Annotated in this window: 12 protein-coding genes; 1 reads left to right on the top strand and 11 read right to left on the bottom strand. The window is 72.6% G+C overall.

Annotated elements, in window-relative coordinates; genetic code table 11:
• Positions 1-118: 118 nt before the first annotated feature.
• The 7 genes from GKQ77_RS17840 to GKQ77_RS17870 form a co-directional block, all read right to left on the bottom strand.
• On the bottom strand, positions 119-1348 hold the full coding sequence (locus GKQ77_RS17840) for a cytochrome P450 (protein ID WP_219689781.1): 1230 nt from the start codon (positions 1346-1348) through the stop codon (positions 119-121).
• A gap of 155 nt (positions 1349-1503) precedes the next feature.
• On the bottom strand, positions 1504-2172 hold the full coding sequence (locus tag GKQ77_RS17845; protein WP_219689782.1) for a response regulator: 669 nt from the start codon (positions 2170-2172) through the stop codon (positions 1504-1506).
• Positions 2169-3518, bottom strand: coding sequence for a histidine kinase (locus GKQ77_RS17850; protein WP_372459908.1), 1350 nt, complete (start codon positions 3516-3518; stop codon positions 2169-2171). Before GKQ77_RS17850 ends, GKQ77_RS17845 begins: the two co-directional genes overlap by 4 nt.
• A gap of 126 nt (positions 3519-3644) precedes the next feature.
• On the bottom strand, positions 3645-4523 hold the full coding sequence (locus GKQ77_RS17855; RefSeq protein ID WP_219689783.1) for an alpha/beta hydrolase: 879 nt from the start codon (positions 4521-4523) through the stop codon (positions 3645-3647).
• A 112-nt stretch (positions 4524-4635) separates the two neighbouring features.
• Positions 4636-5898: a kynureninase gene (gene kynU, locus GKQ77_RS17860; protein WP_219689785.1), complete on the bottom strand. Its 1263-nt coding sequence runs from the start codon at positions 5896-5898 to the stop codon at positions 4636-4638.
• Positions 5891-6799 (bottom strand): tryptophan 2,3-dioxygenase family protein, encoded by a 909-nt coding sequence (locus GKQ77_RS17865; protein ID WP_219689787.1) that lies wholly within the window; start codon positions 6797-6799, stop codon positions 5891-5893. Before GKQ77_RS17865 ends, kynU begins: the two co-directional genes overlap by 8 nt.
• 130 nt (positions 6800-6929) lie before the next feature.
• The gene (locus GKQ77_RS17870; RefSeq protein ID WP_219689788.1) at positions 6930-7553 is read right to left on the bottom strand and encodes a CGNR zinc finger domain-containing protein; all 624 of its coding nucleotides are present in this window, start codon (positions 7551-7553) and stop codon (positions 6930-6932) included.
• A 100-nt stretch (positions 7554-7653) separates the two neighbouring features.
• Between GKQ77_RS17870 and GKQ77_RS17875 the strand changes: the two genes are divergently transcribed.
• The gene (locus tag GKQ77_RS17875) at positions 7654-8853 is read left to right on the top strand and encodes an NADH:flavin oxidoreductase (protein WP_219689789.1); all 1200 of its coding nucleotides are present in this window, start codon (positions 7654-7656) and stop codon (positions 8851-8853) included.
• A 166-nt stretch (positions 8854-9019) separates the two neighbouring features.
• Here GKQ77_RS17875 and GKQ77_RS17880 read toward each other — a convergent pair whose 3' ends face one another.
• The 4 genes from GKQ77_RS17880 to GKQ77_RS17895 all read right to left on the bottom strand — a co-directional run bounded on the left by GKQ77_RS17880 (position 9020) and on the right by GKQ77_RS17895 (position 12009).
• On the bottom strand, positions 9020-9433 hold the full coding sequence (locus tag GKQ77_RS17880) for a DUF3151 domain-containing protein (protein WP_219689790.1): 414 nt from the start codon (positions 9431-9433) through the stop codon (positions 9020-9022).
• A gap of 80 nt (positions 9434-9513) precedes the next feature.
• A complete protein-coding gene (gene fbaA / locus GKQ77_RS17885; RefSeq protein WP_205040202.1) occupies positions 9514-10536 on the bottom strand; it encodes a class II fructose-bisphosphate aldolase in 1023 nt (340 codons plus the stop codon).
• A 116-nt stretch (positions 10537-10652) separates the two neighbouring features.
• On the bottom strand, positions 10653-11204 hold the full coding sequence (pyrE, locus tag GKQ77_RS17890; RefSeq protein ID WP_219689791.1) for an orotate phosphoribosyltransferase: 552 nt from the start codon (positions 11202-11204) through the stop codon (positions 10653-10655).
• Between the two features lie 10 nt (positions 11205-11214).
• A complete protein-coding gene (locus GKQ77_RS17895; RefSeq protein WP_219689793.1) occupies positions 11215-12009 on the bottom strand; it encodes an aldose epimerase family protein in 795 nt (264 codons plus the stop codon).
• Positions 12010-12162: the final 153 nt, after the last annotated feature.

Raw genomic sequence — 12162 nt, forward strand, 5'->3', positions numbered from 1 at the left:
GCGCCGAGGTGTCCTGGCCGCCGCTGGTCACGCTCACGCTGCTGGCGGTGGCCTTGACGGCCGGGGGGCTCGCGGGGCTGCGGCGCAGGGATGTGATCGGCTGAGGGGGCGGGGCGTGTCACATTTCGACGGGCAGTTCCTCAAGGCCCCGGATCACGAAGTTCGGCTTGCGCCGGGGTTCGGCGGCGAGCCGCATCCCCGGGGCCCGGCGCAGCAACGCCCCCATGGAAGCGGCGAGTTCGATACGGGCCAGGGGAGCGCCGATGCAGTAGTGGATGCCCGCGCTGAAGGAGATGTGAGGGTTGTCGCGGCGGGCGATGTCCAGTTCGGCGGGGCGGGTGAAGACCGCCGGGTCGTGGTTGGCGGAGCCGAAGAGGAGCGCCAGCTCGGCGCCGCGCGGGATCGTCACGCCGTCGATCTCGATGTCGTCGAGGACCCAGCGTTCGAAGAGCTGGAGCGGGGTGTCGTAGCGCATCAGCTCCTCGACGGCCGTGGGGATCAGCCGGGCCGGATCCGCGCGCAGGGCGGCGAGTTGGGCGGGGTGGCGGAACAGTGCGTACCAGCCGTTGACCGTGGCGTTGACGGTCGCCTCGTGTCCCGCGTTCAGGAGCAGTACGCAGGTCGAGATCATCTCCTGTTCGGTGAGTGACTGGCCGTGTGACTGGCCGTCCTCGTATGCGGCGATCAGGGCTGAGATCAGGTCGTCGCCCGGGTTTTCGCGTCGCGTCGAGATCAAGTCGCTTAGGTACGCGGTGAATTCGACCGACGCCCGTACCGCGCGGGCCGCCGTCTCCTCGGTCGGGTTCAGCTCGTACATTCCGCAGATCGCCGCCGACCAGGGGCGCAGGAGCGGGCGGTCGCTCTCCGGGATGCCGAGCATCTGCGCGATGACCGCGACGGGCAGGGGCTCGGCGACCCTCGCGGCGAGGTCGCCGCCGCCGTCCGCCACGAGGTCGCGTACGAGGGCGTCCGCCAGCTCTTCCACGTACGTACGCAGTCGCTCGACCGTGCGCGGGGTGAAGGCCTTGGCGACCAGGCGGCGGATGCGGGTGTGCGTGGGGGGCTCCAGGTCGAGCATGCCGTTGTCGTTGAGGGTGTGGAACGGCTCCTGCTCGGGGGGTGGGGGTGTGCGGCCGAACTCCTCGTGGGTGAAGCGGTGTCGGTAGGTGCGGCCCACGCGGCGGTCTCTCAGCAGGGCCGAGACGTCCGCGTGGTGCGGGATCAGCCACTGGTCCGTCTGCGGGTTGTAGTGGGCTCGGCCGGTTGTTCGGAGGTGGGCGTAGGTGGGATAGGGGTTCGCCAGGAAGTCTGCGGCCTCGGGGGTGAAGGGGTGGGCTGCTTTGTTCATGGCGGGACGGTATGGGGTGCTGTTGGGTTTGCGGAATAGCCTGCGGGTGTGTGGGGGCTTGTCGCGCAGTTCCCCGCGCCCCTATCGGGGCGCCATTCCTCGGGGCGCAAGAGAGCGGGGCGCCAACCCTCAGGGCGGCAGCCCTCGGGGCGCCCCTATCCCGGTGTCACCAGTCTCGCCTCGTACGCGAAGACCGCCGCCTGCGTGCGGTCGCGCAGGCCCAGTTTCACCAGGACCCTGCTGACGTGCGTCTTGATCGTGGACTCGGCCACCACAAGGCGCGAGGCGATCTCCGCGTTCGACAGGCCCTGCGCGATGAGCACCAGGACCTCCGTCTCGCGCTCGGTGAGTTCGCCGTACTGCTGGGCCCTGGCCGCCGCCGAGAGCCGCGGGGCCTCCGCCAGCTTGGAGAACTCCGTGATCAGGCGGCGCGTCACCGTGGGGGCCAGCAGTGCCTCGCCGGAGGCCACCACCCTTACGCCTTCCGCGAGCTGGCGGGCCGAGGCGTCCTTGAGGAGAAAGCCGGAGGCGCCCGCCCGCAGCGCCTGGTACACGTACTCGTCGAGGTCGAACGTGGTCAGGACGAGCACCTTCGACGTGCCCTCGGACGCGATGATCTCGCGGGTCGCCTCGATGCCGTTCAGCTCGGGCATGCGGATGTCCATCAGGACGACGTCGGGGGTGAGGTCGCGGACGCGTTCGATCGCCTCGCGGCCGTTCACCGCCTCGCCGACGACCTCGATGTCGGGCATGGCGTTGAGGAGTACGGAGAAACCCTCGCGGACCATCATCTGGTCGTCCGCGATCAGCACGCGGATCGTCATGCCCGGTCCTCCCCCGCCGGGCCGGTGGCGGTCCGGTCGACGAGCGGTACCGGGAGGAAGACCGTGACCTCGTAGCCGCCCTCGGGTGTCGCCTCCGCCGTCATCTCGCCGTCCAGCATCGTGACGCGCTCGCGCATGCCGGTGATGCCGTGGCCCGCGCCCGGGGAGGGCTTGACCAGGCCGGTCGCCGGGCCGTTCACGACGCGCAGGCCGAGGCCGCCGAGTACGTAGCCGACCTCCACGCGGGCCGGGGCGCCCGGCGCGTGGCGCAGGCTGTTGCTGAGCGCCTCCTGCACGATGCGGTACGCCGACAGCTCGACGCCCTGCGGCAGTTCCCGCACCGCCCCGGTGATCACCTTGTCGACGGTCAGGCCCGCGTCCCGGACGTTGTCCAGGAGGCGGTCGAGGTCGGCGAGGGTCGGCTGCGGGGCGTCCGGCGCCTCGTAGTCCTCCGCCCGTACGACGCCGAGGACGCGGCGCAGCTCGGTCAGCGCGGCCACCGCGTTCTCGCGGATCGTCACGAACGCCTGCTCCAGCTCGGGCGGCGGGTTCTGCACGCGGTAGGGCGCGGCCTCGGCCTGGATGGCGACCACCGACATGTGGTGCGCGACCACGTCGTGCAACTCGCGGGCGATCGTGGTGCGCTCCTCCAGGAGCGTGCGCTTGTCGCGCTCGATGGCGGTGACGGTGCGCTGCACGGTGACCTCGCGCTGGGCCTCGCGGCGCACGTGCACCACCGTGGTGACGAGCAGCGCGAGCGCCGAGGCGAAGAGCATCTGCGGGGTGTTCGGGCTGGAGGTCCGCATCAGGACCTCGGCGCCCAGCGAGTACACCGCCGTGACGAGCCACATCCACACGGCGGCGCGCGGGCGGGTCCGCAACGCCACCACGACCATCACCACGATGTGCGCGAAGAACGCGGGCGGCGTCCACGGCAGGCCGTCCCAGCTGTTGCCGAGCGCTCCCGTGAAGGGGGCGGAGCCCAGCGAGATCCACCAGGCGCCCACCGGCCTGACCAGGGTCATCAGGACGGCGAACGCCGACACGCCCCCCGTCACCAGGTACACGCCCTCGTCACCGCCCAGGCCCACCTGGTAGGCGAGGATCACGGTGAACAGGGCCGCAGCCACCACCAGGGCGTGCCTGTTCCAGTCCGCGTACCCGCGTATCCGCCGCGGGAGGTGCCTGCTGAACCAGCCGTCCGCGGTCCTCGGCGCCAGCGGGCGGTAGGCGAAGGCGTCGTGGAACAGTTCCTCGCGCATGCCGCCGAGGACATCCTTCACGAGGTGGTACTCGGGGCTCCGCCGGCCACTGGCCTTGAACTGCTCGGTCGTCGTCTCGGTCACGGATACGACGGTACGGGGGCGGCGGGCCCGGGGCGTCCGCACCAGGGCGGGTCCTGAGGGGTCCGTCGCAGGTACTACCCGCGTCCCCTGGGGGAAGCCCCTACGGCTCTGGGCCGTCGCCCCGAGTCAGAACGCCAGCTGCGCGATCTCCTCCGCGACCACCGCGCACGCGTCCGCCGCCGGGTCGATCAGCGGGAAGTGCCCGACGTCCTCAAGGAGGGTCAGGCCCACGACCTCGCCCGCCCTGGCCGCCGCGTCGGCGTACGCCTCGGCGACGGGTTGCGGCACCACGATGTCCTCGCGGCCCTGCACGACGGTCGTGGCGATGCCCGTCGGGAGCAACGCGGCCGGGTCGGCGTACGGCAGCCGCTCGTCGAACTTGCCCTGCCCGCCGAGGAGTTGGGCCGACGCCCCGCCACAGACCTCCAGCGCCTCGGCGACCTTGAGGTCCGCGATCGGGGCGAGCGCGACGACGCCGCGCAGCGGGGCCGGGCGCTCGGTGCGCCAGGGCGCGTCGGCGGGCAGCAGGTGCCGTGCCGACGCCCACAGCGCGAGGTGGCCACCGGCCGAGTGGCCGGTGACGACCGTGCGGCGCGGGTCGGCCGCCGGCAGGGCGGTCCGTACGAGCGAGGGCAGCGCGTCGAAGGCGGCGGCCACGTCGTCGAAGGTCTCCGGCCAGCGCCCGGCCACCGGTGCCGTCCCGCCCTGGGCGGGGATGGGGCTGCCCCTGCGGTACTCCACGTTGGCGACCGCGAAGCCCCGGCGGGCGAGGAAGTCCACGAACGGCGTGAGGTGCCGGCGGTCGTAGGGCGCGCGCCAGGCCCCGCCGTGCAGGGCGACGACCAGCGGCGCGGGGCGGGCCGTGTCGCCTCGGGGCGCGTAGAAGTCGATGACCTGGTCCGGGTGGTCGCCGTAGGCGGCGGTGGCGTCCGGCTCCACGGGGGGATGCGAGAAGGCGGCTTCGGCCTCGGCGGCATCGCGGGCCACGGCGGCGTCGTCCGGCATGCGGCAACCTCTCAACGGCAGTGCGGCTGGCGGGTCCGTCCCGTCCCTCCGGAGTGCGGAGGAACGGGACCAAGATCCGCCGGACGCTATCAGTCCCACGTACGCGCGGGCATCACGCGTCCAGGGTCTCCGCGAGGACGCGCGCGGCCCGCTCGGCGTCGGCGAAGGAGACGTACAGCGGGGTGAACCCGAAGCGCAGTACGTCCGGCGCGCGGAAGTCACCGACCACACCCCGCTCGATCAGGCGCTTCATGACGTCCCCCGCACCCTCGCAGCGCAGCGCGACCTGGCTGCCGCGCTCGGCGTGCGCCTCCGGGGTGATCGACTCCACCCGCCCCTTCGGTACGTACGCCGCCACGCACCGCAGGAAGAAGTCGGTCAGGGCGAGCGACTTGGCCCGCACCGCCTCGACCGCGACGCCGTCCCAGACGTCGAGGGCCGCTTCCAGGGCGAGCATCGAGAGGATGTCGGGCGTGCCGACGCGACCGCGCGTGACCCCTTGCGCCGCCTCGAATTCGGGGCGCATGCCGAAGGGCTCGACGTGTGAGGTCCAGCCGGGCAGCGGCGAGTCGAAGCGCGCCTGGTGCTCCTCGCGCACATAGAGGTACGCGGGCGAACCGGGGCCGCCGTTCAGGTACTTGTACGTGCAGCCGACCGCGAGGTCCACGCCGTGCGCGTCCAGGCCGACGGGCAGGGCGCCCGCCGTGTGGCACAGGTCCCAGACGGCGAGGGCGCCCGCCGCGCGCACGGCCGCCGTGAGGCTCGGCAGGTCGTGCAGGCGTCCCGTGCGGTAGTCGGCGTGGTTGAGCAGCACGGCCGCCGTGCGGGAGCTGACGGCTGCGGGTACGTCGGCCGGGGCGAGCGGGGTCAGACGGCAGCCGGTGAGGCGGGCCGCGGACTGGGCGATGTACCCGTCCGTGGGGAAGGTCGTGGCGTCAACGATGATCTCGTCGCGCCCCTCGCCCGGGTGACCGGCGCCCCCGGAAGCACCCGCGCCCGGGTGGCCGCCCTCCTCGCCGCGCGCCAGGCGTACGGCACCCACCAGCGCCTTGAAGACGTTCACGCTCGTCGAGTCGCCGACGACGATCTGGCCCGGGGCGGCGCCGACGAGCGGGGCGATGCGGTCGCCGATCCGCTCGGGCGCGGCCCACCAGCCGCTCTCGTCCCAGGAGCGGATGCGCAGCTCGCCCCACTGGCGGGCGATGACGTCCGCGACGCGGCCCGGCACTTGCGCGGGCAGGGCGCCCAGGGAGTTGCCGTCCAGGTAGACGGTGTCGTCCAGGACGAACTCCGCGCGCTTGGCGCGCAGTTCGTCGGCGGCGTCCAGCGACCGCGCCTCGTCGCGCAGGCGGGCGGAGACGGCTCGGTCAGACATAACTCCTCGCCGTCCACAGCTCGGGGAACACGTTCTTCGTCGCCCGCTTCTCCAGCCAGGCCACGCCCGCCGAGCCGCCCGTGCCCGTCTTGGAGCCCATCGCGCGGCGCGTGGCGACCAGGTGGTCGTTGCGCCAGCGCCAGACCAGCTCGGCCACGTCCGTCAACGTCTCGCCGAGGCGGGCCAGTTCGCCGCTCTCGTCGCCCGAGTACAGCTCGGCCCAGACCGCCTCGACCTCGGGCGACGGCTCGTACTTCTTCGACAGGTCGCGCTCCATGACCTCGGCCGGGATCGCGTACCCGCGCCGGGAGAGCAGCCTGAGCACCTCGTCGTACAGGCTCGGCTCGTGCAGCGCCTTCTCCAGCTCCGCGTAAACACGCGGCGCGCCCCGGTGCGGGACCAGCATGGACGCCGACTTGTCGCCGAGCAGGAACTCCATGCGGCGGTACATCGCGGACTGGAACCCGGAGCCCTCGCCGAGCGCGCTGCGGTAGGAGTTGAACTGCGCCGGGGTCAGTCCGGCGAGCGGCGTCCAGGAGTGGTTCAGGGCCTCCAGCTCGCGGATGCTGCGCTTGAGCGCGGCCACGGCGACCGGGATGTCGTCGCGGCGCAGGGCCCGCGCGGCGGTCTCCCACTCGTGGACGATGACGGTGAACCACAACTCCATGACCTGGGTGGTGACCAGGAAGACCATCTCGCCGGGGTCGTCCGAGCGCAGCTGCTGGAGGTGGGTGAGGACGTCCGCCTGGACGTAGTCCTCGTACGGGGTGGTGCCGGCGAAGTCGAGGTTGGGGGCCTCGTGCGCCTCGGGGGAGGTCTCGTGCGCCTCGGGGGAGGTCTCCTGCGCCTCGATGGGCGTCTCACGTGCCTCGGTGGGCGTCTCATGCGCCTGTGGGGACATCGCTGTCTCCTCGTACGTACTCCGGGTAGCGGTCCGCCCCTGCCGTTACCGGCACGGGGGCCCCGGTCCCCACCGGAATCTTCTGCAACTTTCCCCGAAACGGCAAGGCACACCCGTTCGGAAAACGCACCTAAAGCTCTACGCTGCTGTCGGCGGCGCCCTCTTGCACGCGGCGCCGCTCCCGGCAGGCCCGCAGGTGGGCGGCGTTCCCGCAGCCCCGCACCGAGTGCCAGACGCCGCTGTTGTTGCGGGAGCGGTCGTAGAACGCGGTGGCGCAGGCGGGGTTGCGGCAGATCTTCAGGCGCCGCCAAACGCCCGAGGCCTGGGCGAGCAGCGCCTCGGCGAGCACGGCGGAGGCCAGCCAGCGCGCGCCCGCGCCCTCCGGCTCCACGGTCAGCGTGCCGTCGCCCGCGAGCCCGACGACGACGGGCGCGGAGGTGAAGCGCACCGCGGCCCCGCTCCGGTCCCCCGCGGCGAGCGCACGCCGCACCTGGTCGCGCAGGCAGCGCAGCTTCGGCAGGTCCTCGTCGGCCAGGACGAGGTGCACGTCGGGCCTGCCCGTCTCGCGGGCCCAGCCGCGCACCGCCCCGTCGGCCCACTCCTGGGCGGCGCCGAGGGCGCCGTCGGCCAGCAGGTCGGGCAGGGCGGCGGGGCCCGGGCGGCAGGCGGGCGCGGTGTTCAGGAGTTCCTGGACGAGGGCGAGGCCGCCGGGCGCGGACGTCAGGTGGTGGCGCTCGGTCGCTGGCCAGTTCATGTCCTTCAAGGTACCCGCCCGCACGGAGACACGAGCAATCGGCTTACAGTGCTGTCAGGCACGTACGACGTCATTCGCACCAAGAGCCCAGGAGGGCCGCATGGAAGCCACGGAAGCGACGCAGGAAGCCACGGGAGCCACGGATGCCACCGGGACGGTGGTGACGGGAGCGGGCACTGAGGCGTTCACGGACGCCTCACGCGCCGCCCGCATCCTCGGCCGCCCCTTCGACATCAACGGCCTCACCCTGCCCAACCGCATTGCCATGGCCCCCATGACCCGCGAGTTCTCGCCCGGGGGCGTGCCGGGTGCGGACGTCGCCGAGTACTACGCGCGGCGCGCGGCGGGCGGCGTCGGCCTCATCGTCACCGAGGGCACCTACGTCGACCACGCCTCGGCCGGCAGCAGCCACCGCGTCCCCCATTTCTACGGCGACGCGGCGCTCGCGGGCTGGCAGCAGGTCGCCGACGCCGTGCACGCGGCGGGCGGGAAGATCGTCCCGCAGCTCTGGCACGTGGGCGCGACCCGCGACGAGGGTCAGGGTCCGACCCCCTCGGCTCCCCCGGCGGGCCCCTCCGGCCTCTCCCTCGACGGCGAGGCGAAGGGGCACGCGATGACCGGCGCCGACATCGACGCGGTGATCGGCGCCTTCGCCGACAGCGCGGCCGCCGCCGAGCGGATCGGCTTCGACGGGGTCGAACTGCACGGCGCGCACGGCTACTTGATCGACCAGTTCCTCTGGGGCACCACCAACCGGCGCACCGACGGCTACGGCGGTGACCTCGCGTCCCGTACCCGCTTCGCCCGCGAGATCGTCGAGGCGGTGCGGGGGGCGGTCTCGCCGTCCTTCCCCGTGATCTTCCGGCTCTCCCAGTGGAAGGCGAACGCGTTCGACGCGAAGCTGGCCGCGGGCCCCGCCGAGCTGGAGGCCCTGCTGGCCCCGCTGGCCGCGGCGGGCGTCGACGCCTTCCACGCCTCTACGCGGCGCTACTGGCTTCCCGAGTTCGAGGGCAGCGACCTGAACCTCGCGGGCTGGGTCAAGAAGCTCACCGGCAGGGCCACGCTCTCCGTGGGCTCGGTCGGCCTCGACAAGGAGTTCGTGGGGCCGCAGGGGTGGGCCAAGGAGACGGCGCCCACGGGGATCGACCTGCTGCTCGACCGCATGGAGCGGGACGAGTTCGATGTGATCGCGGTGGGCCGGGCGCTTATCGCGGATCCCGCGTGGGCCAACAAAGCGGTTACTGGCCGCCTGGCCGAGGCGGCACCCTACGACGCCCGCTCGCTGCGCGAGCTGCGCTAGTCCGCCGCCTGCGGGCGCGCGGTGGCTGGTCGCGCAGTTCCCCGCGCCCCTTCGGGGCGCTCCAACGGGAACAAGAGCCCGTCCGGCGATTGAGGACGAGCCCGGAGGGCGATCGACGGGACGGCAGTGCGGGCCCGCGACGCAAGCGCCGGGGGCCCGCCCAAGGTCAGCCCAGCGTCTTCGCTGCGGTCTCCGAGGAGTCCCGCAGGAAGCCCGCGCAGCGCTCGTACTCCTCCTGCTCGCCGATCGACTGCGCCGCCCGCGCCAGCGCGTGCAGCGCCCGCAGGAAGCCTCGGTTCGGCTCGTGCTCCCACGGCACCGGGCCGTGGCCCTTCCAGCCGCTGCGGCGCAGGGCGTCCAGGCCGCGGTGGTAGCCCGTACGGGCGTACGCGTACGACTCGACGACGCTGCCCCGCTCGAACGCCTCGTCGGCGAGCTGCGCCCAGGCGAGCGAGGACGTGGGGTACTTGGCGGCGACGTCGGCGGGCGCCGTGCCGTTCGCGAGCAGCTCGCGCGGCTCCGGGTCGTCGGGCAGGTGGGTCGGGGGCGGTCCCCCGAGCAGATCCTTGTGAATGGCCATGGGTCCCAGTCTGCTCCATGGCGGCACGGCGAAGGCCCCGGGTCACCCGACCCGGGGCCTGAACCATGCAAAGCGGGGTGTTACTTCAGCTTCGTACCGGTCGAGCGCAGGTTCGCGCACGCCTCGGTGACGCGCTTGGCCATGCCCGCCTCGGCGAGCTTGCCCCAGGTGCGAGGGTCGTACGTCTTCTTCGAGCCGACCTCGCCGTCGACCTTCAGGACGCCGTCGTAGTTCTTGAACATGTGGTCCGCGACGGGCCGCGTGAACGCGTACTGGGTGTCGGTGTCCAGGTTCATCTTCACGACGCCGTTCTCCAGCGCGGTGGCGATCTCCTCGGCGGTCGAGCCGGAGCCGCCGTGGAAGACGAAGTCGAACGGGGACTGCTTGCCGTACTTGGCGCCCACGCCCTCCTGGAGGTCCTTGAGCAGCTCGGGACGGAGGACGACGTTGCCCGGCTTGTAGACGCCGTGGACGTTGCCGAAGGACGCGGCGAGGAGGTAGCGGCCCTTCTCGCCGAGGCCCAGCGCCTCGGCGGTGCGCAGCGCGTCGTCGACGGTCGTGTACAGCTCGTCGTTGATCTCGTGGGTGACGCCGTCCTCCTCGCCACCGGTCGGGGTGATCTCGACCTCAAGGATGATCTTCGCGGCGGCGGCCTTCGCGAGCAGCTCCTGGCCGATGGCCAGGTTGTCGGCAAGGGTCTCGGCGGAGCCGTCCCACATGTGCGACTGGAAGAGCGGGTTCCGGCCGGCCTTGACGCGCTCGGCGGAGACGTCGAGCAGCGGGCGGACATAGCCGTCGAGCTTGTCCTTCGGGCAGTGGTCGGTGTGGAGCGCGATCGTCACGTCGTACTTCGCGGCGACGATGTGCGCGAACTCGGCGAGCGCGACCGCGCCGGTCACCATGTCCTTGCTGTACTGGCCGCCCAGGAACTCCGCGCCACCGGTGGAGATCTGGATGATGCCGTCGCTCTCGGCCTCCGCGAAACCGCGCAGCGCGGCGTGCAGGGTCTGCGAGGAGGTCACGTTGATGGCCGGGTAGGCGAACTTGCCTGCCTTCGCCCGGTCGAGCATCTCGTTGTAGACCTCGGGAGTTGCGATGGGCATGTGTCCGCTCCTTGTGATGTGCGGGTAGGGGTGCTGTGCTGCTTGACCCTGACCTGGGGGCGACGACATCGTCGCCCCCATCTTTCCAGACTCGGCCGCCGGGCCGGGCGCTGCCGTCAGTCCAGTCCGAGGTCGTCCTTCGAGTACGCGAAGAGGTACGGCACGCCCGCGCCCTCGGTGATCTTCTCGCCCGCGCCGGTGGCGCGGTCGACGATGGTGGCGACGCCGACGACCTCGGCGCCCGCCTCACGGACGGCCTCGACGGCGGTGAGCGGCGAGCCGCCGGTGGTGGAGGTGTCCTCGACGACGAGCACGCGGCGTCCCTTGATGTCCGGGCCCTCGACGCGGCGCTGCATGCCGTGCGCCTTGGCGGCCTTGCGGACCACGAAGGCGTCCAGGCGCTTGCCGCGCGCGGCGGACGCGTGCAGCATCGCGCCGGCGACCGGGTCGGCGCCCATGGTCAGGCCGCCCACCGCGTCGAAGTCGAGGTCGGCGGTGAGGTCGAGCAGCACCTGGCCGACCAGGGGGGCGGCCTCGCCGTCGAGGGTGATGCGGCGCAGATCGATGTAGTAGTCGGCTTCGAGACCCGAGGAGAGGGTCACCTTGCCGTGCACCACGGCCTTGTCCTTGATCTGCTGGAGCAGAGCGCCACGTACGTCGTCATTCATGCCTGTCAGCTTAAAGCCGCGTCCAGGTCCAGGTCGTCGACGTCTCCAGCGGCTCGATCGGTGTGACCAGGCGCGGCGCGGTGTTGAGGCCGTTGGGCGGCCCGGTCTGCGGCTCCACGCACACCGCCGCCTCCTGCTCGTCGTAGACGACGACCCACTGCTCGCGGCTGGTGACGTGCACCGCGAGCCGCCCGGGCCAGGTCAGCGTCACGTCGACGCCGTCGGGCATGCCGAAGCAGTCGTCCCAGGGGCCGGGCCGCGGGTCGACGCGGCGGCCGGTGGGCAGGTGGTCGTCGCCGCGCTCCTCCTGCCAGGCGGGGGTGAAGTCGATCCGTACGGGCTCGCCGCCGCCGTCCAGGGAGCGGTTGAACCACGGGTGCCAGCCGGCCTGCGCGGGGAAGGACTCGCCGTACGTCTCGATGCCGAGGCGCAGCGTCAGGGCCTCCTCGGTCAGCTCCACGATCTGGGTGACGCGGCCGGGGTAGGGCCAGGGGGCGGCGAGGTCGTACGTGAAGACCGCCTCCGTCTTCGAGGTGCGTGCCGTGCGCCAGCGGGCGTCGCGGGCGAAGCCGTGGATGGCGTGCGGCGGGGAGTTCAGGGGCATCTGGTGGACGGTCGCGCCGTCGCGGAACCGTCCGTTCTCGGTCCGGCCGCACCACGGCACCATCGGGAAGCTGCCGTACCGCTCCCCCTGCCTCAGCAGCTCGACGCCGTCGATGCGCAGGCTTCCGATGCGGCAGCCGTTGCCCGGCTGCACGGTCACTTCCGCGTCGCCCGCGGTCAGGGTCACGTCTTCGGTACTCACGGGCCCGACCCTACGGTGTACGCGCTCGGCACGGGGTACGCGCTCGGCACGGGGTACGCGCTCAGCGGCGGCGGCGCAGGGCCCTGCCGACCACGATGGCCGAGGCGAGCGCGAGGGCGGCGGCGGGGGCGGCCCAGCGGAGCGTGGCGCGGG

Source organism: Streptomyces anatolicus (assembly GCF_019400875.1).
Lineage (GTDB): Bacteria > Actinomycetota > Actinomycetes > Streptomycetales > Streptomycetaceae > Streptomyces > Streptomyces anatolicus.

Coding starts and splice junctions, on each gene's coding strand:
- GKQ77_RS17855 (WP_219689783.1), bottom strand. CDS start 4,523: ATGCCGGACGACGCCGCCGTGGCCCGCGATGCCGCCGAGGCCGAAGCC.
- GKQ77_RS17840 (WP_219689781.1), bottom strand. CDS start 1,348: ATGAACAAAGCAGCCCACCCCTTCACCCCCGAGGCCGCAGACTTCCTG.
- GKQ77_RS17845 (WP_219689782.1), bottom strand. CDS start 2,172: ATGACGATCCGCGTGCTGATCGCGGACGACCAGATGATGGTCCGCGAG.
- kynU (WP_219689785.1), bottom strand. CDS start 5,898: ATGTCTGACCGAGCCGTCTCCGCCCGCCTGCGCGACGAGGCGCGGTCG.
- GKQ77_RS17880 (WP_219689790.1), bottom strand. CDS start 9,433: ATGGCCATTCACAAGGATCTGCTCGGGGGACCGCCCCCGACCCACCTG.
- GKQ77_RS17870 (WP_219689788.1), bottom strand. CDS start 7,553: ATGAACTGGCCAGCGACCGAGCGCCACCACCTGACGTCCGCGCCCGGC.
- pyrE (WP_219689791.1), bottom strand. CDS start 11,204: ATGAATGACGACGTACGTGGCGCTCTGCTCCAGCAGATCAAGGACAAG.
- GKQ77_RS17875 (WP_219689789.1), top strand. CDS start 7,654: ATGGAAGCCACGGAAGCGACGCAGGAAGCCACGGGAGCCACGGATGCC.
- GKQ77_RS17865 (WP_219689787.1), bottom strand. CDS start 6,799: ATGTCCCCACAGGCGCATGAGACGCCCACCGAGGCACGTGAGACGCCC.
- fbaA (WP_205040202.1), bottom strand. CDS start 10,536: ATGCCCATCGCAACTCCCGAGGTCTACAACGAGATGCTCGACCGGGCG.